This is a genomic window from Morganella psychrotolerans, from assembly GCF_001676155.1.
Taxonomy (GTDB): domain Bacteria; phylum Pseudomonadota; class Gammaproteobacteria; order Enterobacterales; family Enterobacteriaceae; genus Morganella; species Morganella psychrotolerans.
On record NZ_LZEW01000031.1, the window covers coordinates 98179 to 117992 of the forward strand.

The 19814-nt window shown below is 50.0% G+C and carries 18 protein-coding genes and 1 pseudogene; 11 read left to right on the plus strand and 8 right to left on the minus strand.

Annotated elements, in window-relative coordinates; genetic code table 11:
- The first annotated feature begins 6 nt into the window (after positions 1–6).
- Positions 7–816 (plus strand): bifunctional DNA-formamidopyrimidine glycosylase/DNA-(apurinic or apyrimidinic site) lyase, encoded by an 810-nt coding sequence (mutM, locus tag AYY16_RS16520; RefSeq protein ID WP_067369128.1) that lies wholly within the window; start codon positions 7–9, stop codon positions 814–816.
- On the opposite strand, the gene coaD is transcribed toward mutM, so the two are convergent.
- From coaD to waaA, 3 genes are read right to left on the minus strand one after another with little or no spacing between them, the layout of a single operon-like run.
- Entirely contained in the window at positions 817–1302 is a 486-nt protein-coding gene (coaD, locus tag AYY16_RS16525; RefSeq protein ID WP_067369131.1) for a pantetheine-phosphate adenylyltransferase, read from the minus strand.
- Positions 1299–2078 carry a glycosyltransferase family 2 protein gene (locus AYY16_RS16530; protein WP_067369134.1) on the minus strand — a complete coding sequence of 260 codons (780 nt, stop codon included), beginning with the start codon at positions 2076–2078 and terminating at the stop codon, positions 1299–1301. The genes coaD and AYY16_RS16530 overlap by 4 nt, the downstream gene beginning before the upstream one ends.
- A complete protein-coding gene (gene waaA / locus AYY16_RS16535) occupies positions 2078–3355 on the minus strand; it encodes a lipid IV(A) 3-deoxy-D-manno-octulosonic acid transferase (RefSeq protein WP_067369322.1) in 1278 nt (425 codons plus the stop codon). Before waaA ends, AYY16_RS16530 begins: the two co-directional genes overlap by 1 nt.
- A 225-nt stretch (positions 3356–3580) precedes the next feature.
- Here waaA and rfaQ point away from each other — a divergent pair, with 225 nt between their 5' ends.
- The 4 genes from rfaQ to AYY16_RS16555 are packed head-to-tail and all read left to right on the plus strand — an operon-like array spanning position 3581 to position 7891.
- Positions 3581–4654, plus strand: a complete 1074-nt coding sequence (rfaQ, locus tag AYY16_RS16540; RefSeq protein ID WP_067369136.1) for a putative lipopolysaccharide heptosyltransferase III — start codon at positions 3581–3583, stop codon at positions 4652–4654.
- On the plus strand, positions 4651–5784 hold the full coding sequence (locus AYY16_RS16545; RefSeq protein ID WP_067369139.1) for a glycosyltransferase family 4 protein: 1134 nt from the start codon (positions 4651–4653) through the stop codon (positions 5782–5784). Before rfaQ ends, AYY16_RS16545 begins: the two co-directional genes overlap by 4 nt.
- The gene (locus AYY16_RS16550) at positions 5781–6902 is read left to right on the plus strand and encodes a glycosyltransferase (RefSeq protein WP_067369141.1); all 1122 of its coding nucleotides are present in this window, start codon (positions 5781–5783) and stop codon (positions 6900–6902) included. The genes AYY16_RS16545 and AYY16_RS16550 overlap by 4 nt, the downstream gene beginning before the upstream one ends.
- An 11-nt stretch (positions 6903–6913) precedes the next feature.
- Complete coding sequence (locus tag AYY16_RS16555; RefSeq protein WP_067369144.1) at positions 6914–7891, plus strand: polysaccharide deacetylase family protein; 978 nt, start codon at positions 6914–6916, stop codon at positions 7889–7891.
- On the opposite strand, the pseudogene rfaC reads toward AYY16_RS16555, so the two are convergent.
- The 3 genes and pseudogenes from rfaC to rfaD all read right to left on the minus strand — a co-directional run bounded on the left by rfaC (position 7888) and on the right by rfaD (position 10861).
- Positions 7888–8866 (minus strand): annotated as a pseudogene (rfaC, locus tag AYY16_RS16560) (lipopolysaccharide heptosyltransferase RfaC). The gene AYY16_RS16555 and the pseudogene rfaC sit on opposite strands and share 4 nt — an antisense overlap.
- The gene (rfaF, locus tag AYY16_RS16565; RefSeq protein WP_067369147.1) at positions 8851–9912 is read right to left on the minus strand and encodes an ADP-heptose--LPS heptosyltransferase RfaF; all 1062 of its coding nucleotides are present in this window, start codon (positions 9910–9912) and stop codon (positions 8851–8853) included. The pseudogene rfaC and the gene rfaF overlap by 16 nt, the downstream one beginning before the upstream one ends.
- 10 nt (positions 9913–9922) lie before the next feature.
- Entirely contained in the window at positions 9923–10861 is a 939-nt protein-coding gene (rfaD, locus tag AYY16_RS16570; protein ID WP_067369150.1) for an ADP-glyceromanno-heptose 6-epimerase, read from the minus strand.
- 259 nt (positions 10862–11120) lie between these two features.
- Between rfaD and AYY16_RS16575 the strand changes: the two genes are divergently transcribed.
- From AYY16_RS16575 to AYY16_RS16585, 3 genes are all read left to right on the plus strand, one after another.
- Positions 11121–12680, plus strand: coding sequence for a phosphoethanolamine transferase (locus AYY16_RS16575; protein WP_067369152.1), 1560 nt, complete (start codon positions 11121–11123; stop codon positions 12678–12680).
- A gap of 62 nt (positions 12681–12742) precedes the next feature.
- Positions 12743–13678, plus strand: coding sequence for a hypothetical protein (locus AYY16_RS16580; protein ID WP_067369155.1), 936 nt, complete (start codon positions 12743–12745; stop codon positions 13676–13678).
- Between the two features lie 93 nt (positions 13679–13771).
- Positions 13772–14752 (plus strand): hypothetical protein, encoded by a 981-nt coding sequence (locus AYY16_RS16585; RefSeq protein ID WP_067369157.1) that lies wholly within the window; start codon positions 13772–13774, stop codon positions 14750–14752.
- Between the two features lie 63 nt (positions 14753–14815).
- On the opposite strand, the gene AYY16_RS21755 is transcribed toward AYY16_RS16585, so the two are convergent.
- The gene (locus AYY16_RS21755; RefSeq protein WP_082970777.1) at positions 14816–15976 is read right to left on the minus strand and encodes a divergent polysaccharide deacetylase family protein; all 1161 of its coding nucleotides are present in this window, start codon (positions 15974–15976) and stop codon (positions 14816–14818) included.
- 6 nt (positions 15977–15982) lie between these two features.
- Positions 15983–17266, minus strand: a complete 1284-nt coding sequence (envC, locus tag AYY16_RS16595) for a murein hydrolase activator EnvC (protein WP_396673412.1) — start codon at positions 17264–17266, stop codon at positions 15983–15985.
- Positions 17267–17786: 520 nt separating this feature from the next.
- Here envC and AYY16_RS16600 point away from each other — a divergent pair.
- The 3 genes from AYY16_RS16600 to gpsA all read left to right on the plus strand — a co-directional run bounded on the left by AYY16_RS16600 (position 17787) and on the right by gpsA (position 19789).
- Positions 17787–18224 carry a rhodanese-like domain-containing protein gene (locus AYY16_RS16600; RefSeq protein WP_067369163.1) on the plus strand — a complete coding sequence of 146 codons (438 nt, stop codon included), beginning with the start codon at positions 17787–17789 and terminating at the stop codon, positions 18222–18224.
- 72 nt (positions 18225–18296) lie between these two features.
- On the plus strand, positions 18297–18776 hold the full coding sequence (gene secB, locus AYY16_RS16605; protein ID WP_067369165.1) for a protein-export chaperone SecB: 480 nt from the start codon (positions 18297–18299) through the stop codon (positions 18774–18776).
- Positions 18776–19789, plus strand: a complete 1014-nt coding sequence (gene gpsA / locus AYY16_RS16610; RefSeq protein ID WP_067369167.1) for an NAD(P)H-dependent glycerol-3-phosphate dehydrogenase — start codon at positions 18776–18778, stop codon at positions 19787–19789. The genes secB and gpsA overlap by 1 nt, the downstream gene beginning before the upstream one ends.
- The last annotated feature ends 25 nt before the right edge of the window (positions 19790–19814 follow it).

Below are 19814 nucleotides of genomic sequence, written 5' to 3' on the forward strand. Positions count from 1 at the left end.
GTGCGTATGCCTGAATTACCAGAGGTCGAAACCAGCCGTCGCGGTATTGAGCCGCACCTTGTCGGTAACACCGTGCGTTATGTCGAGGTCAGAAACAGACGTCTGCGCTGGCCGGTGTCAGAGCAGATCGAGCGCCTGAGTGACCGGCCTGTCCTCAGCGTACAGCGCAGAGCAAAATACCTGCTGATTGAGCTGCCGGAAGGGTGGATTATCATCCATCTGGGAATGTCGGGCAGTTTACGGATACTGTTGGAAGAGACGCCGGAAGAGAAACACGACCATGTGGATATGGTGATGGGTGACGGCAAAATTTTGCGTTATACCGATCCGCGCCGTTTTGGTGCCTGGCTGTGGGCTGATGATTTGGCAACCTGCTCAGTACTCGCACACCTCGGACCAGAGCCGCTGACGGATGAATTTAATGCGCAATATCTGTTTGAGAAATCCCGTAAACGGAATACGCCGGTCAAAGGCTGGCTGATGGATAATAAAATTGTGGTCGGTGTCGGTAATATCTATGCGAATGAATCTCTGTTTATTGCGCGGATCCACCCGTTACGGGCAGCGAAAGATCTGACCGAAGCAGAAACAGAGCGCCTGGTGGCAACCATCAAACAGGTATTGACGGAGTCAATAAAACAGGGCGGAACCACGCTGAAGGACTTTTTACAGTCAGACGGAAAGCCAGGTTATTTTGCACAGGAATTATTTGTCTACGGAAAGCAGGGCGAATGTTGCCCGAATTGCGGCAAACCGATTGAAGTGGTGAAAGTCGGGCAGCGGAGCACGTTTTTCTGCCCCGCCTGTCAGCATTGATCAGCTTTTTCCCAGTTTTTTCAGCATTGCCTGCGCAACCGGTTCAGGCAAAAATGTAGACACATCACCATCATGCAGTGCCACATCTTTGATTAACGATGAGGAAACAAACGATAAATTCTGTGACGGCAGCAGAAACACACTCTCCAGCTCACTGGCAAAATGGCGGTTCATATTCGCGAGCTGCCACTCATATTCAAAATCCGCAACAGAACGAACGCCCCGGATAAGGACATTAGCATTTTGTTTTTTCGCGAAATTCGCCATCAGTTCGGAAAAACCGACAACTTCCACATTCGGAATATGGGTACAGACTTTCTGTGCCAGCGCGACCCGCTCATCAAGGGTAAACATCGGGTTTTTACGGCTGCTGTCAGCGATAGCCAGCAGGATATGATCAAACATTTTTGCAGCGCGTTCAAGAATATCGATATGGCCGCAGGTGATTGGATCAAAGGTGCCGGGATAAATTGCGCGTGTTTTCATGATGCGGACTCATCTTTTTTGCCCATTGACCACAAGGCTGCGTATTTATTAAAGGTATATTGTGCGTTAACAAAAGCCAGTATAACGCCTTGTTTACCATCGAGAAAACCGGCTCTTAACAGCCAGGTTTTACAGAATGCACCGCCGGTATGTGTCAGAACAGAGAAAAATGAACAGCGCTTACCGGCCTGATAACGGGACTGCGCCCAGTCTCCTGCGTAACGCAACTGTTTTTGCTGAAACTCAATTAAATCGCGGCAGGTCAGGTGCAATGCATCCCCTTTAAGAGTGATGATATTTGCTCCCTGCGTATTCACGGATTCATGAACTGTATTGTCGTTGTACTGATATTGATTCCGTGGATAAAGCCGCAGGACATGATCCGGATACCAGCCGCTGTGTTTCATAAAACGCCCGAGAAACAAATTGCGCCGGGCAAAACGGTAAACCGTATTCAGTTGCGGCGCACTCAGAGCCTGTTCAATCGATTGTTTTAATTCCGGAGTGATCCGTTCGTCGGTGTCCAGCATCAGAATATAGTCGCCGGTGGCATATTGTTGTGCAAGCTGACGCTGACGCCCGAAACCCGGCCAGTCCCGGTTTTCATATACCAGAGCCCCGGACTCGCGGGCAATTTCCACGGTATTATCCTGACTGCCGGAATCCAGAACGATAATTTCATCCGCCAGACCTTGTACAGAAATCAGGCAGTCACGGATAACATCAGCATTGTTCTTACTGATCATCACGACAGAAAGGCGTTTTATCTCCGGCATCAGTGCCCCCGTTGTGGCAGATACGGGCTGAGTAGTTGCAGCAGACGGTGAAGTGCGCCCTGATTTTCATGGAGAACTTCAGCCGCATGGCGACCGCAGTACAGGCGATAATCTTCATCATCCAGCAGATTACTGACGGCGTCACTGAGACTTTTTTCATCCGTGACGGTGATCAGTGCATCGGCCTGCTGTAGCTTGCTGCAAATATTATTAAAATTAAAGGTATGCGGTCCCATCAATACAGGGAGTGCATGTGCTGCGGCTTCCAGCGGATTATGTCCGCCGCGCTCAACCAGGCTGCCGCCGACAAACGCAATATCTGCCAGTCCGTACAGAAGCATCAGTTCACCCATGCTGTCGCCGACGACCACCTGTGTTTCCGGTGTCGGGATGGTGTTATTACTGCGCATGACATAGGTTAACCCGGCTTTTTCTGTCAGTTCCCGGGCTTTTGCAAACCGTTCAGGATGGCGGGGAACAAGGATGAGTAACAGATTAGGGTAGCGGGCGAGCAGTGTTTTGTGGGTGTTCAGAATAATATCTTCTTCGCCTTCGTGGGTGCTGGTTGCTATCCAGACCGGACGGCGGGCAGCCCACTGACGGCGCAATGCCACCGCTTTTGCGGCCAGTTCAGGTGTGACGGAGATATCAAATTTCAGGCTGCCGGTAACGTGTAACTGCTGACGGCGCAGTCCCAGTGCAATAAAGCGATCGCCATCTTCCTGATTTTGGGCGGCGACCAGGGTTATCCGGTTTAAAATGGTTTTGACAAAATTGGCGACTTTCTGATACCCGGCGGCTGATCGCGCTGAGAGACGGGCATTCGCAATAACCAGCGGGATTTTACGCCGGTGCAGCTGCGTTATCATATTCGGCCACAGCTCGGTTTCCATGACAATCACCAGACACGGCTGAACAGTATTAAGAAACCGTTTCATGGAGCCGGGTAAGTCATAAGGCAGATAGACGTGAAAAACATCATCACTCAGTGCGGATAACACACGCTCTGAGCCGGTTGGTGTCATGGTGGTAACGGTGATGGGCAAGGTAGGATAGTGGTGGCGCAATGCACGGACAAGAGGAACGGCCGCGAGGGTTTCACCCACAGAAACCGAGTGCAGAACAATGCCGCCGACACCGGTTTTCCCTTTACAGAAACCATAACGTTCAGCCCAGCGCTTGCGGTAGGCAGGAGAACGGCGGCTGCGCCACAACAGGCGTAACCAGATAAGAGGTTGAATGAGGTAAAGTAATACCTGGTATACGCGCAGTAACATTTTATCAGTTTCGCAGATAAGATTGCGGTAATAATAGCATAAAACTAACACGAATAGCGCATTAAAAAGCATAAACCCGGTGTGGGTAATAGCAGGTTTACCGCTATCCGGCACAACACTCTGTGATGATCTGTTAATACTCCGGACATTGATTTATGGTACGCTGTTGCTCTGATTTTTACAGATAACTTCCCTGATTTTTGCCAGATAATGAATGGAATGCCTATGCAAACAGCATCTGCCCCGGTACAGCGTATTTTAGTGATAAAGCTTCGTCATCACGGCGATACCCTGCTGATAACACCTGTAATTAATACTTTGAACGCTAATTACCCGGATGCTGAGGTCGATGTCCTGCTGTATAAAGAAACCGCGCCTATGCTGAGTTGCCATCCCGGGGTCAGTCATATTTTCGGGATGGATCGGCAGTGGCGTAAAGAAGGATTAAAGCGGCGTATCGGGCACGAATGGCGCTTGCTTAAATCATTGCGGCAGCGGCAGTATGACATTGTGATTAATCTGGCCGATCAGTGGTACAGCGCTATTGTTACCCGGTTTACCGGCGCCCGGATTCGGGTGGGGCTGGACTTATGGAAACGGCAAAATATTCTCTGGAAAAAATGCTATACCCTGCTGGCGGATACGTCTCAGGAAGAATCCATGCATACGGTTGAGCAGAATCTGAACGGATTAACCCCGCTGAATCTGCCGGTAACGGATAACTCTGTCACCATGGCATATTCTGAGGCTGACCGGCAGCAGACAGAAAACCTGTTGCAGCGCAAACATATCAGCGGCAATTATATTGTGGTTCAGCCGACATCCCGCTGGTTTTATAAGTGCTGGGAAGAAGACAAAATGAGTGAGGTGATTCAGGCGCTGGCAGATGACGGGCATCAGATTGTGCTCAGCAGCGGTCCTGATCCCCGCGAGTTACAGATGGTGGAGGCTATCCTTGCACCTTGTGCTCAGGCAGTGGCGGAAGGGAAAATTGTGTCGGTTGCCGGTGAACTGGCGCTGCCGCAGCTTGCGGCACTGATTGATCGGGCAAAACTGTATATTGGTGTGGATTCGGTCCCGATGCACATGGCTGCCGCACTGAAAACGCCGATGGTGGCACTGTTTGGTCCGACAAAACTAATTTTCTGGTCCCCCTGGCAGGCAACCGGCAGAATAATCAAAGCCTCGGATTACGGCGACCAGCCGGACCCGGATGATGTTGATACCCGGGCCGATGACCGTTATCTGGGTGCAATACCTGCGGACGTGGTGATTGCGGCAGCACGGAGTTACTTATGAAAGATCTGCGTTTAGCGATTGTCCGCCAGAAATACCGTCCTGACGGCGGCGCGGAACGGTTTGTTTCCCGCGCACTGGAAGCATTGGATACGCAAAACCTGGAGCTGAATGTGATCACCCGCTCCTGGCAGGGTGCTGCGGCTCCCGGCTGGCATATCCATGTGGTGAATCCGGTAAAATGGGGGCGTATCAGTCGTGAACGCGGGTTTGCCAATGCCGCCCGCGCCTGTTGGCAGGCAGAAAAATTTGATATTGTTCAGAGCCATGAGCGCATCGCCGGGTGTGATATTTATCGTGCGGGTGATGGTGTTCATCGCCGCTGGCTGTTACAGCGGGCGCGCGTTTTACCGGGCTGGCGGGCTAAATTATTGTTTGCTTCACCGTATCACCGTTATGTGATGAAAGCAGAGCAGGCGATGTATCATGATGCGCATTTTAAGCAGGTGATTTGTAACTCTGAGATGGTGAAAAAAGAAGTAATGGAAGACTTTGGTCTTTCTGAATCACAGATTACGGTTATCTATAATGCAATTGATTCAACCAAATTTTATCCGGCGACAGAAGAAGAACGTCTGCGGTTGCGCCGGGAACAAGGTATTCCGGCGCAGGCAAAATGCCTGATTTATGTCGGTTCCGGGTTTGAGCGAAAGGGACTGGCGGCAGCGATAAAAGTGGTCAGCCGTAATAATGATACCCGGTTGCTGGTCGCCGGGCAGGATAAAGATGAAAAAGCATACCGTCAGTTGGCGTCGTCACTGGGCTGCGCGGATCGTATCCATTTTCTCGGTATGCAGAAACAGACATTACCGCTCTATCAGATGTGTGACGGATTACTGCTCCCGACACTGTATGATCCGTTTCCGAATGTGGTTCTGGAAGCGATGGCCTGCGGATTGCCGGTGATCACCAGTACAACCTGCGGCGGCGCTGAATTTATTACCCAAGGCGAAGAGGGATTTGTCTGTGATGCCCTTGATATTGACGGATTGACTGATGCCGTTGCACAACTGCCCTGTAATCATCTGAATAATGAGATGTCTGAACATGCCCGGCAGCGGATTTTACCGCATACGCCGGCGGCACTGTCACAGCAACTGATCTCTCTCTACGGACGCGTACTGTCAACATGAAACAGCATATCTTATTTATTATTGACGGATTACCCGGCGGCGGTGCGGAGAGAGTCGTGTTGCGACTGAGTCAGGGGTTAGTGCAGACGGGCTATGATGTCACACTGCTGGCACTGAGTGCTGTGCGGGACTATGACATTCCGGACGGGGTTGATTATCAGGTTTGTGAAGAGACTTATCGCGGGTTGTTCCGGCGTCAGACAGAAATAAAACGGCGCGCGGGTAAAATGGATACCTTGTTATCCGCCCTGTTTGCCCGTAAAGGCATTCCGGCGCTGGTGGTATCGAATTTACATAAAACCGACCGTATTGTAGTGCAGTCCCGCGCACTTGCCGGGCTGAATGTCTGGTTTTGCCTGCACGGAATGTATTCTGCAAGTTATCTGGGAAATAAAACCGGTCTGCGCCGGATGCTGAAGCAGGCTAAAATCCGCAAAGTGTATGACGGGCGCAATATTATCGGCGTATCCGATGCGGTCTGCCGTGATGTGTGTGACACGGTCGGTGTAAAACCCGCGAAGTGTGTGACTATCTATAACCCGTTTGATGTGGCAGATATTCAGCAGCAGGCTTCGGCAGAAAACCCGTATCAGGGACAGGATTATATGATCCATCTGGGGCGTTTTCATGAAGTGAAACGCCAGGACAGGCTGCTGGCTGCATTCGCTCTGGCTGATTTACCGTGTAAATTACTGCTCGCGGGGCAGGGCAGCTCGGCTGCCACACAGGCACTGGAAATGCAGGTGACCGGTCTCGGGCTGGAAAACAGAGTTGAATTTATTGGTTTTCAGACAAACCCGATGCCGCTTATCCGTGGTGCAAAAGCGGTGTTATTAAGCTCTGATAACGAAGGGTTACCGACCGTACTGATTGAGGCATTAATGTGTGGTACGCCGGTTGTCAGTACACATTGCCCCGGTGGTATCAGTGAAATTATGGTAGGTGGGCTGGAAAAATACCTGTCTGCGCTGACTCCTGAGAGCCTTGCCGAAAAAATTCGCCTGGTGTATGAATCTCCGCCGGTTATCACGCCGGCGATGTATCAGAAATTTGAGCAGCAGACGATAATTCAGCAGTACTGTCATTTAATTCAGCCCGTCCCCGGGAAAAACGCGTGAGGAACACAACCATGACGAAGCCCGCATTTATCATCACCCTGGATACAGAAGGGGATAATCTCTGGGAGTCCGGTCCGGTCATTACCACACAGAACACGCGTTTTCTGCCACGATTTCAGGCATTGTGTGAAAAATTCGCGTTTAAACCCGTCTGGCTGACTAACTATGAAATGGCGACAGATGATGCGTATATTGAATTTGCACAGGATGTGATTGCGCGGCAGGTCGGGGAAATCGGCATGCATCTGCACGCATGGAACAGCCCGCCGCTGAAAGCACTGACCTCGGACGACGATCGTTTCCAGCCGTACCTGATTGAATTTTCTGACGATGTGATGAAAGAAAAAATCAATGTCATGACATCCCTGCTGGAAGATAAACTTCAGACTAAAATGGTCAGCCACCGTTCGGGGCGCTGGGCATTCAATGAAAAATATGCACAGTTGCTGGCAGAGTTTGGTTATCTCGCGGATTGCTCTGTTACCCCCGGCGTGAACTGGGCGTATACATCAGGCGCACCGGCACCGCTTGGCAAAGGCGGCACAAATTACCTGAATTTCCGGGCTGATGCGTATTTTATGGATCTCAATGATATCAGCCGTGCGGGTGATTCCGCACTGTTACAGGTGCCGATGAGCATTCAGAACCGCCATTCGCCGCTGATGAACAATCTGAAACAGTTTTATGACGGATTGCGTGGTAAAAAACGCTCGCCATCCGTTAATTGGTTAAGACCAAAAGGCGGTAATCTGCTTCAGATGCAACAGGTGGTTGATACCTGTCTGGCACAGGGACATGACCATATTGAATTTATGCTGCATTCGTCAGAATTTATGCCGGGCGGCAGCCCGACATTCAGGGATGAAGCCGCGATTGATGCGCTGTATGACGACCTGGAACAGCTCTTTGCCTATATTGCCCTACGGGCAGAAGGCATGACACTGGCGGAGTTTTATCAGCGGAAACTGACACAGCGCACTGCGTCTTAACGCATACCGTGTGCTGTCATGGCGGCAAGAACATCATCTGCCGTCACTGATACCAAATCACCATCCGGTGAAGTCAGGGCAAACTGACCTTTGCCGTAGCCGCCGATAAGCCCCGGGTCTGTCGGACCGTACAGGGTAATATTGGGTTTATCCAGTGCGGCGGTCAGGTGGCTCAGCCCGGTATCAACCGAAATCACGCCTTCAGCCTCGGCAATCTCAGCGGCAACCTCAGCCAGTGATAATTTAGGCAGCACATGTACATGCGGAAAACCGTCAGCCAGGCGCAGTGCGCGCTCCTGCTCATGCGGCGCACCCCACGGCAGGCGGATATGCAGACCGCTGTCTGTCAGTTGTGAAAACAGTGCCCGCCAGTGAGATTCCGGCCAGTGTTTGGCATCACGGGTGGTGGCATGCAGACAAACAAGATATGGCGTGGTATCTGTCCCGGTTGTGCTGTTATTCAGAAAATGGGTGGCAATTGAATAATCACCCTGACTGTCCGGTTTTTCATAACCCAGGCTCAAGGCAAAAAGCTGGCGGATGCGCTCAACAGCATGTTGCTGTTTACTGACGGCGTGTTTTACATCATAAAAAAAAACTGGCAAGCGGCTCGCGGATACTGTGCCGGTCATAGCCGTGTTTACGACCATCTGCTAATCGGGTCACCAGCAGCGCACTTTTGATAAGCCCCTGGGCATCAATAACCGCATCATAAGCGCGGGAGCGCACAGTTTCTCTGAACTGACGGCGCTCCTGACGGATATCACTGCGAAACCAGTGTTTCCGCCAGCGGCGGATAGCAACAGGAATAACGCGATCAACTGCCGGGTGCCAGCCCGGGATTTGTGCAAACCCTTCTTCTGCAACCCAGTCAAATATGATACCGGGAATTGCCAGCGCGGCATCGGTCAGTGCGGGCAATGTATGCAGCACATCGCCCATGGATGAGGTTTTGACAATTAACACACGGCGCATGGCGGAGTGCTCTTGAGTAAATCATCGAGTTCTGCCAGAACACGTTCAGGCTGAATATCGACCAGGCTCTGATGGTATCCCTCGTGAGCATCGCCTTTGCGGACTTTGTGATAGCCGGTGATAAGGCGGATAACGCGGGCTTTTTCTGACAGCGGCGGCGTAAAATCCGGGCTGCTCGGACCATATAAGGCGACCAGAGGGCGATCAAGTGCTGCTGCCACATGCATCAGACCGGAATCATTAGAGATAACAGCGTGGCAACCTGCGATCAGGTTAACCGCTTGTTCCAGCGAGGTTTTCCCTGCGAGATTCAGGCAGTTATCGCGTTGCTCATCACTGAGCCCGGCAAGAATATCTTCCCCGGCAGCGTGATCTTTCTCTGAACCGAACAGGATGATTTGAAAATCACGCTCATCAATGAGTTTTTTGGCTAATTCACCGTAGTGATAATGCGGCCAGCGTTTGGCCGGACCGAATTCTGCACCGGGACAAAACCCGACAACCGGGCGGTGATCGCCGATATTAAATGCCGCCATACTTTCAGCGATATCTTCATCACGCACCGCCAGCTTCGGCCATAACAGCGGCTGCGGGATAGCCCCGGCATCCGGTACATCTGCCTTGTCGTACGCGAGCGCGACATAACGCTGAACCATCAGCGGGAAAGCGGGTTTATCAAGTTTCCGGTGATCGTTAAGCAGCCCGTAACGCATTTCACCCAGCCAGCCGGTGCGTACCGGAATGTTTGCAAAAAACGGCACCAGGGCTGATTTGAATGAGTTTGGCAGCACATAAGCACGATCATACTTATTATCACGCAGGGCATGACCAAGACGCCAGCGCTCACCAAGGGCAAATGCGCCGTGGCCCAGCGGCATGGCGATTGCCTCATCCACTTCCGGCATTTTCTCCAGCAGCGGACGGCACCAGGCGGGCGCCATTACATCTATCGTTGCCTGCGGGTAACGTATTTTCAGGGTACGGTAAAGGCTTTGTGACATCATCATGTCACCGACCCACGATGGCCCGATCACCAGAATTTTCATGTGTGTTTACTTAATTTCCCTGATTTAACCAAATCATGTATTCGTGAACACCTTCGGCAACGGTTTTAAATTTGCCGGGATAGCCCGCCGCGCGCAGGTTGGTTAAATCAGCCTGCGTATATGCCTGGTAACGGCCTTTGAGTTTTTCCGGGAATTCAATGTAATCAAGTGTGCACTGACGATTACTGTGGAAACCGGTTACGGCATCAGCGACAGCCTGAAAAGATTCTGCACGACCGGTACCGCAGTTAAAAATTCCGGATTTGGCATTTTTCCAGAACCACAGATTAACAGCGGCAACATCACCCACATAGATGAAATCGCGCAGGAAATTTTCGCTTCCTGAGAATAATTTCGGGTTTTCGCCATCTGAAATCTGGTTATTAAGATGGAAAGCGACGCTTGCCATGCTGCCTTTATGACCTTCACGCGGACCATAAACATTAAAATAGCGGAACCCGCAGATCTGTGACTCTGCATCCGGCAGAACATCGCGGACATGTTGGTCAAACAGGAACTTTGAATAACCATATACATTTAATGGTTTTTCATACTGACGCTCTTCAATAAAGTTATCGCTGCGCCCGCCGTAGGTTGCGGCAGAAGAGGCATACAGGAACGGAATGCGGCGATCCATGCAATAATCCAGCAGCTCTTTGGAGTATTGATAGTTGTTATCCATCATATACTTACCATCCCACACGGTTGTGGAAGAGCATGCGCCTTCATGGAAAACAGCCTCGATATCTCCGAAATCATCCCCGGCAATAATACCGGCAATAAAATCTTCTTTATCAATATAATCGGTGATATCGAGATCAACCAGATTCACAAATTTTGTGCCGTCTTTCAGGTTATCCACCACTAAAATATCAGTGTAACCGTCATCGTTAAGTGCTTTTACAATATTGCTGCCGATAAATCCGGCACCGCCGGTGACAATAATCATCACGCATTCCTCTGTTCGGGTTCATTTAAGAAAATGAAAAAATCGCTGATCCCATAATAGCATTGAAGCGCGGGAGACGTGGATGAAAAATTATATCCGCACCGCAATGCGGGTATACACATTAAATTCAGCTTAAAAAAAACCGCCGCTAAAAGCCGCAATCCGGCACAGTGTTACAAATTCAGGTATTATTCAGCGCCTTTACTCTATTTTTCGGGAACGATTCCGCTTGTGAAAATAAGCCGGTCAAAATAAGCCAATGAAAAAAATCTGCCTGTTATTAACCGCCCTTCTGATAGCCGTTCTGTTTTATACGGATGCAAATCAGGGCGCCGCACACAGTATAAAAACGGCGTTATTTACCCTTTTATTTTTGCTGACCTGCGGATTGCTGACCCGGTACAGAGCCGGACAGATAGTCGCCGGAATACTGGTGCTGTTTTTCTGTGCGGTTCAGGGAATGCGGATTTTTTTATGGCAGGAGTATCAGTCTGCGTTCAGTGAAGCACTGGCAGAAACGTTTCTGGCAACCACGACGGATGAAGCGCAGGCAATGTCATTGATGTACTGGCCGTATCTGCTGGTATTTCTGTTTATCACACTACTGTTTTATCTGCTCTGCCGCGAAATAGGTCGCTGTTTTTCTGCCCGGACACTGCGCTGTGCAGGGGGGATCTTCTTCGTGTATCTGGTTGTCAGCGGGTCACTTTATTATTTTAACGGCAAATCCCGCTCGGATGATTTTGTCTGGGGAGAAACCCTGACCAAACACACCCCGTTTTATGATCTGGGGGAATTCTTCCGTGTGCAGCACATGCAGAAAATGATCGATGAAGTGAAAACGTACCAGCCCGATTTTCATTATGATGTCGTAAATGATGAGATTGAAAACTATGTCCTGGTGATAGGAGAATCGGTGCGCCGCAGCGATCTCAGTTTATACGGACGGGCGGAGAACACGACACCGCGGGCAGTCGCGCAGCAAAAAAATATGCTGGTGTTTAATCAGGCGGTATCCCCTGCGCCGGTGACGATTTTATCCGTCCCGGTGTCTGTCTCTAATATTCCGCTCGGACAAACCGGACATTTTTCTGATTATGCAGACAATATTCTGACCCTGGCACAATCCGCCGGACTGAAAACACACTGGTACAGCAACCAGGGTGTCGGCGGGCTGGGTTACGGGCTGATTGCGGCTATCTCTTTCCGGGCGCAATTCTCGCGCTGGAATGACAGTATGGTGGATGACCGGACGTTGCTGCCGGATCTTGATGCCGCATTGAAACAACCGGGGCGTAAACTGATTGTTCTGCATATTTACGGCAGCCATTCACCCGCCTGTAAGCGGGTGGAAGACAAAATTGTTATCCCGTTCACCGGAGAGCAGGAAGAAGATTGCTACCTTAATTCTGTCTACTATACAGATGAATTGCTGGGCGAAATCACTTCCCGTCTGGCGGACAGCCGTTCATCCATGCTGTATTTTTCTGATCACGGTATGATCCGTAAAACCAGTGGCAGCGGGGAAACTGAGTATGCCCACGGGATAGCCGTGCCGGTTAAAGCCGCCTTTGATATCCCTATGTACATCTGGTACAGCGAAAAACTGACCGGTCACTATCCACGCGGTGAAAAAATAAATACACTTTACTCAGGCAGCTCAGATTACTGGCTTATCAGCGACTGGCTGGGATTGCGCCAGCACGATAAACAGCGGTGTGCTTCCCCGTTATCTGACTGTTATCAGCTGCCACAGGATATTCAGGTGATGGACGGCAACAAAGTTCTGCATAATTATAGTAGTCTGAAGCCTGAATAGACTATCCGTAACCATAATCCGCCAAACCGGCGGTATGGTTAATCTGTATTAAGAGAAAAATAATGAATCAACCGACTTTCTTTCGCCTGCCGTTACTGTTTGTTCTGAGTTATCTGCTGATAATGATGGGTAATCTGATCATCAATATTTATCCGCAGGTCAGTGATAACGGGACGACAATATCACTGTGGAATTATTTATCCCCTGTACTCGGGCACCATTTTATTCAGATGACCGGGCAATTTGCACTGGTTTCCTTATTTTTATATCACACGCGGATAACGCTGCTGAACCGGAAATCAGTCCTTGGCATTATCGGGCTGGCGATTTTTCTTTATGCCATAAACTATGCTCTCGCCATGCTGAAAATGACAGTAATACGGTCTGTTCTTCAGGATTATAGTCCGGATAAATTTGATTTTTCACTGCTTATAAAATTGGTAAGCTTGGCCGATTTATTGATTTATCTGGTGTCATTCTTAGTGTTGTATCTGGCGGTTCGTCTGGCGGCTGACCGCTATATTAAGAACACACAGCCGTTCCTGCTGACCGCAGAAACATCACCGGTAATTTATGGCGTATTATTCAGCACAGGTATGATGTACCTGATGTGGTTAATTTCACTGTGTGCATTTTCGATGATAGCAGGCGACCTTCCGGGGATCAGTCCGAAAATGCTGACACAAAGTGCGCTGAGTGTCGCGATTAACCTGGTTATTTCCGGCGGCGTTATTTTCCTGTGTGTCCGCAAAATCTTCCCTGTAAAAGAGAGTGGGTTACGGGTTCGTGAGCTGACTATCTCTGTTATTACCACCGTAATATTAAGTATTGTGTTAATGATTGCGATCGCTGCAATATTTATATTCATTATGATGGGTGATAATTTTTATCTGAGCGCGGTCAAGCTGGAAAACGGATTTATCGGATGTGCTGTGGTATCGGCTGTGTTTATATTGTGGCTCAGCCGGAAAATTATTCGTTTCGTATTCCGGATCTGACAAATAATATACCCAATGTCATTCAGGATGAAGCCAACGAACCTGTAGTTTGAATGAATAAGGGTATAAACGGATAAATTAAAGGATGCGATAATGAAGGATTCAGCACCGGCGGACGGGGTATCATTTTTCCGTCTGCCATGTGTCTTTACGATAACCTGGATGATTGCCGGGGCTATCTGGATTTACCAGATCCTGCCGGCCATCTTCAGTAATGCATATTATGTTTTACCTGTACTTCAGTTAGAGACCTATTCTGAATGGGTTGTTTACGGCCCGCTTCTGTTTATATTCACCTCTTTTCTGTTTTATCACCGTCATCTTTGCCGGACTGACAGCCGTTCACTGATCCTTGTGGCGGGCATGGCAGTTATCTGGTTTATTATTCTTAAACTTGCCGGTCTGGCGCAGCTTATGGTGATTTCAAACCTCGGTAAAGATCAGCCATATATGGCAGCACCGCCTGTACTGGCGATTTACGGGCTGTATATTTTAAAACTGTTGATTACTATGGTGGCACTCTGGCTTATTGCCACAGGAATGACCCGCTCCCGGATTAAAACCGGCGCGATATATAAAATAGCTCCCTATAACAATGGGATCGTCCATAATATCCTGCTGACATCCCTGACTGTTTATCTCTCTGCTCTGCTCCCGTTAATTCTTCTTTTCTTTTATGTCAGTCTTTTTGGCGGAGAAGCAATATTGCAGGAAATCATTATGTTATTTACGATTGGGCTGAGAAATATACTGCCTGATCTGCTGGTACTGGCGGGAATATTAGTCACGGCGCTGTATGGTGCATTCGGATACAGCGGAGAAAAACTACGCACCGGGCGGTTATTATTAACCGGCATAGCGGGTGGATTGATTGTTTTTCTTATGAGTAGCGGCGCAATATATGCGGTGCTGTCCTCTTCTTATATCCGGGATTACCGGGGACCGGACTCTGTGACTATTTTGCTCCGTATCGCCGGGTATGCATCAATGGTGATCGCCGCACTGATTATCCGTTATATAGTGAAACGGGTCTTCCGGGCGGATCAGGATGTATTACATGCCGAAAACAGCTGATGCTGTAAATTTGAATCACAGATAAATTATATCGGAAAGCCCGAGCTTACTATATCGGGCTTACTATATTGATGCTTTTGTTACCGCAGGCACAACAGTTGCAGCCGGTTTTTCAGCCGGAACGGTTTCCGGGTTAGCATCTGTTTCAGCTTTTGGTTTAGTTTCCGGCTCAGTGCCCGGTTTAGTCTCTGGTCTGGTTTCCGGCACAGTCGCAGGCTCCGGCTCTGCTGCCGGTAGTGCCAGCGGGATCTCAGACAGTACAGCTGCGGTTTTGTCGGTTAATTGTTGCTTCAGCGCCGCTTCGGTCAGAAGATTAATGTATGCGGTATAAAACTCCCCGCTCAGTACCGGCATCCCTTCACACTGTTCTGTCATCGGCGTCAGCCACGGTTTTTCAGGCTCAGCCGGTTTCTGTTTCTCTTTTCCGTTTTCTGCCGGTTTCACTGGTTTAACCGGCAGCGGTCTGACGGATGACGGTTTTCCTGCATGCGTCAGCATATAGCCCGGCGAAACCAATTCAATATCGGACGGCAGCGTCGGCACCAGCTTATGCAGCGCACGGACTGTCGACGGATGCGGATGCCCGATAGCAATCACTGAACCTTGTTTACGCGCCAGTGCAACCGCGCGGTTAAGCTGTTTGCGGGTTTCTTCCTCGGTCTGGACATTATCCAGAAACACCTGGCGGTGCAATACGCGTACCGGAGTACCTTGTGCCGCCAGCGTGGCTTTTGTACTGCCGATGGTCACACTGTCGAGGAAATAAAAACCGGAGCCGGAGAGGGATGTCATCACATGCTGCATGGCAGCGAGATCAGAAGTCATCGCGCTGCCCATATGGTTATTCATCCCGGTTGCATAGGGAACGCGGGCAATAGCGGCTTTAATGAGCTGATCAATTTCAGCGGCACTCATTGACGGGCGCAATGTATCCCGCTCCAGAGGCTGTTTACTGATGGGTGCCATCGGCATGTGGATAAGGATCTCGCGACCCTGACGATGGGCTTTCTCTGCCATCTCCCGACCAAAAGGGGAATTAGGCAGGATAGCGATTGAGACTTGCGGCGGCAGTTCCAGGATGCGGTTATCATCTTGTTTGCGGTAACCGAAATCATCAATGACAATCGCGAGTTGCGCCGCACCGGCAGAAACTGCTATCAGTGACGAGGTTATAAAAAGTAACGATGTCAGTAAGATACGTTTTGTTTTCTGCCGGTAAGTCACAGTGTGCTATCTCCCCAGCCAGGGCTGCGGATTAACCGTCCGTCCCTGGCGCCGGATTTCAAAATAGAGGCCCGGTCTTTCCTGACCCCCGCTGCTGCCCACCAGTGATACAGGCTGACCGGTTTTCACCTGGTCACCTACATTCACCAGTGCGCTCTGGTTATATCCGTAAAGGCTCATATCCCCTTTACCGTGCTCAACCACCACAACAAGACCATAGCCCTGGAGCCAGTCGGCAAGTAATACCCGTCCGTCGGCAACCGCTTTAACCTGTGTGCCTTCCGGCGCGCCGATCACCATACCTTTCCAGCTCAGCTCGCCGGAAATACGGTCACCAAAGCGATGGAGAACCGGACCACGTACCGGCCACATCGCCTGACCCGCCGGGCGACCCAAACCACCGGTACGTGACATCAGCGAGCGTTCGTCCTGAGTCGGGGTATAAGTGGAGCCTTTTTTCTTCGCCTGCGCCTGTTTTGCACGGACCTTCGCGGCTTCGCGGGCTTCGCGTTCAGCACGGGCTTTGGCTTCGCGCTCTGCTTTGGCTATTTTGTTGCGCAGCTGACTTTCGTTTTCCCGCATCACCAGCAAATCTTTCTGATCCGCTTTCAGGGAACTTTCTAATTTGGTGAGGGTCGATTTACGGGCGCTTTGTGCGGTATCGAGTTTTTTCTTTTCAGTCTGTTGCTTGCCGAGCAAATTACTCTGCTCAGCCCTTTTTTTCTGTTCTTCCCGACGCTGAGAGTGGAGCTGTCTGGTCGTCTCTTCCAGATCTGTAATCGTTTTTTCCCGCGCGGTACTTATATAGGTGTAATAGGCGAGGATGCGCTCTTCGCGCTGACCTTCATCACCTTTAAATATCAGCTCAATGCCCTGATGGCGACCCTGGCGGAATGCGGCATCCAGCTGTTTTGACAACAGCGCACGCTGCGTTTTCTGTTTTAAATCCAGTTGTTTGATGTCTGCTGCCAGTGTGGTGATTTCACCATCGAGTTTTTTCAGACCTTTTTGAGTGGAATACAGTTCACGACCGGCAACCGCGATATCACTCTCCTGCTTTTTAAGCTGGCCTAATAAATCTGTTCGTTTGCCTTGCTGCTCTTTGACGCTTTTTTCTTTTTCTGCAATATTGAGCTGTAAGTTTTTCAGCTCATTTTTACTGGCATCTGCGGATGTGGTATTGGCTGCAAAAACAGCAAAGGAGGCTGGTAACAGCAGGGCTGCCAGCAATATACGGATGCCGTGAATGACCCGGCGGGAATGTCTGCGGAACACGTTCTTATGCGCCAATTTATCCGACCTTGCCGTTGTGCCAAAGAAACGAACATATTTTATTGTATACCCAACGTCATTCAGAATGCAGTTTGAATAAATAAGGGTATACACCCAACGTCATTCAAGATGCAGGAAGGCGGCAAGGGAAGTCGGACGGGGAGCATAGGTAAACTATGTGACCCGGCTGGCTGAGTGCGGCCAACGAACCTGCAGTTTGAATGAATAAGGGTATAAACTGCAATTATTCCATGCTATTTAGGGCGTTACCAGCCCTGTTATCCCATATTTACACTTCGGCACAATCACCGGGGAGATATTTCCTGTGAATTTGTTGCGTTAGTTTTTTACCTTAACGGGAGATCAATGGTAAATTACAGGGTCTGTCCGTCGGGAAAATGTATTTTCGCGGCATGCGCCGCAAAATTAAGATGAAAACGGCAACATCCCGGGCAAGATTGGCTGTATTTGACCTGACACACAGGTATACTTCTGCCCTTTGATATTTGTTATTAACTAACGGGAGTTATTGTCCCCCATGCTGCAAGAAATTATGCCATTTGTTAGTAAGCACCCGATTATCGCCCTCGTGTGGGTTGCGTTACTGGTTGCTGTTATTTTACTGACCTTCAAAGGAATGTTTTCCAAAGTGAAAATCATTCCCCGCTCCACAGCTATCATACTGATTAATAAAGAAGAAGCGGTTGTTGTGGATACCCGTACCCGGGACGATTTCCGCCGTGGTCACATCATTGATGCGGTGAATCTGACTCCGTCAGAAATTAAAGACAATAATCTCGGCGAAGTGGAAAAACACAAAAGCCGTCCGGTTATTCTGGTTTCTGCCAATGGTATGGACCTGGGTAAACCGGCAGAAAGCATGATTAAAGCCGGGTTTGAACGTGTGTTTGTGCTGAAAGACGGCCTCTCCGGCTGGACCGGTGATAACTTACCGCTTTCCCGCAGTAAAAAGTAACCCGGCAAAGGACGTTTGAATTAACACCCTTTGTAACTCAAACTATTTATAAGGATATCAAAAGGTAACATTATGTCAGAACAACAAAACACAGAAATGTCTTTCAACATTCAGCGCGTCTATACCAAAGACATCTCTTTTGAAGCGCCGAATGCACCTGCAGTTTTCCAGCAGGACTGGCAGCCGGAAGTGAAAATGGATCTGGACACCGGTTCAACCAAACTGGCTGATGATGTCTATGAAATCGTTCTGCGTGTCACTGTAACTGCAACACTGGGCGAAGAAACCGCATTCCTGTGTGAAGTTCAGCAGGCCGGTATTTTCACCATCGGTGGTCTGGAAGGCACTCAGTTAGCACATTGCCTGGGCGCATATTGCCCGAATGTTCTGTTCCCGTATGCCCGTGAGTGCATCGCAGGCTTAGTTGGCCGTGGTACATTCCCGCAGCTGAACCTGGCGCCGGTTAACTTTGATGCCCTGTTTATGAGCTACCTGCAACAGCAGGAAGAGCAGCAGGCAGCCGCACCGCAGGGTGGCGAACAGGAAGCATAATGACAGACGCTTCTATGACTGTACTCGGTGCCGGTTCTTACGGCACCGCTTTAGCGATCACACTTGCCCGTAACGGGCATCGTGTGGTGTTATGGGGACATGACCCGGAGCATATCCGCCAGCTTGAGGCAGATCGCGCAAATCAGGCATTTCTTCCCGATGTTCCGTTCCCTGACACCCTCATTCCTGAAGCTTCCCTTGAAAAAGCACTCGCTGCCAGCCGCAATATCCTGCTGGTTGTGCCGAGCCATGTTTTCGGGGACGTACTCAAACGTGTAAAACCACTGCTGCGACCGGATGCCAGAATTATCTGGGCAACCAAAGGTCTGGAAGCGGAAACCGGGCGTCTGCTGGGTGAAGTGGTGCGTGAAGTGCTTGGCGATAAGATCCCGCTGGCGATGATCTCCGGCCCCTCTTTTGCCAAAGAACTGGCTGCCGGTTTACCGACCGCGATTGCCGTTGCCGCAACTGAACCGGCATTTGCCGATGAAGTTCAGCAGCTTTTCCACTGCGGAAAAAGTTTCCGTGTGTATAAAAACCCTGACTTTACCGGAATTCAGCTCGGCGGTGCCGTGAAAAACGTCATTGCGATTGGTGCAGGAATTTCGGACGGAATGGGCTTTGGTGCAAACGCGCGAACTGCACTTATCACCCGTGGTCTTGCTGAAATGACCCGCCTTGGCGTGGCATTAGGTGCAGATCCTTCTACCTTTATGGGTATGGCCGGTCTTGGTGACCTGGTGCTGACCTGTACTGACAACCAATCCCGTAACCGCCGCTTTGGCATGATGATGGGACAGGGCGTGAGTGTGGATGATGCACAGGCGCAAATTGGTCAGGTCGTGGAAGGTTACCGGAACACCAAAGAAGTCCGTGCGCTGGCAGAGCGTGCCGGTGTGGAAATGCCCATCACTGAGCAAATCTATCAGATACTCTATTGTAATAAAGATGTGCTCGAAGCTGCCCATGCACTGTTGGGACGTGCCACCAAAGAAGAAGGTGAGCGCTTTTAAGCCCGTTTTTTATCCGACGTTTGTG

What these genes read in the sequence shown, in the direction of transcription:
- AYY16_RS16580 (WP_067369155.1), top strand. Translation starts at nt 12,743, where the DNA reads ATGAATCAACCGACTTTCTTTCGCCTGCCGTTACTGTTTGTTCTGAGT.
- AYY16_RS16600 (WP_067369163.1), top strand. Translation starts at nt 17,787, where the DNA reads ATGCTGCAAGAAATTATGCCATTTGTTAGTAAGCACCCGATTATCGCC.
- rfaD (WP_067369150.1), bottom strand. Translation starts at nt 10,861, where the DNA reads ATGATTATTGTCACCGGCGGTGCCGGATTTATCGGCAGCAATATTGTA.
- mutM (WP_067369128.1), top strand. Translation starts at nt 7, where the DNA reads ATGCCTGAATTACCAGAGGTCGAAACCAGCCGTCGCGGTATTGAGCCG.
- AYY16_RS16530 (WP_067369134.1), bottom strand. Translation starts at nt 2,078, where the DNA reads ATGCCGGAGATAAAACGCCTTTCTGTCGTGATGATCAGTAAGAACAAT.
- rfaF (WP_067369147.1), bottom strand. Translation starts at nt 9,912, where the DNA reads ATGAAAATTCTGGTGATCGGGCCATCGTGGGTCGGTGACATGATGATG.
- rfaQ (WP_067369136.1), top strand. Translation starts at nt 3,581, where the DNA reads ATGCAAACAGCATCTGCCCCGGTACAGCGTATTTTAGTGATAAAGCTT.
- AYY16_RS16550 (WP_067369141.1), top strand. Translation starts at nt 5,781, where the DNA reads ATGAAACAGCATATCTTATTTATTATTGACGGATTACCCGGCGGCGGT.
- gpsA (WP_067369167.1), top strand. Translation starts at nt 18,776, where the DNA reads ATGACAGACGCTTCTATGACTGTACTCGGTGCCGGTTCTTACGGCACC.
- AYY16_RS16585 (WP_067369157.1), top strand. Translation starts at nt 13,772, where the DNA reads ATGAAGGATTCAGCACCGGCGGACGGGGTATCATTTTTCCGTCTGCCA.
- waaA (WP_067369322.1), bottom strand. Translation starts at nt 3,355, where the DNA reads ATGTTACTGCGCGTATACCAGGTATTACTTTACCTCATTCAACCTCTT.
- coaD (WP_067369131.1), bottom strand. Translation starts at nt 1,302, where the DNA reads ATGAAAACACGCGCAATTTATCCCGGCACCTTTGATCCAATCACCTGC.
- AYY16_RS16575 (WP_067369152.1), top strand. Translation starts at nt 11,121, where the DNA reads ATGAAAAAAATCTGCCTGTTATTAACCGCCCTTCTGATAGCCGTTCTG.
- AYY16_RS16545 (WP_067369139.1), top strand. Translation starts at nt 4,651, where the DNA reads ATGAAAGATCTGCGTTTAGCGATTGTCCGCCAGAAATACCGTCCTGAC.
- AYY16_RS16555 (WP_067369144.1), top strand. Translation starts at nt 6,914, where the DNA reads ATGACGAAGCCCGCATTTATCATCACCCTGGATACAGAAGGGGATAAT.
- secB (WP_067369165.1), top strand. Translation starts at nt 18,297, where the DNA reads ATGTCAGAACAACAAAACACAGAAATGTCTTTCAACATTCAGCGCGTC.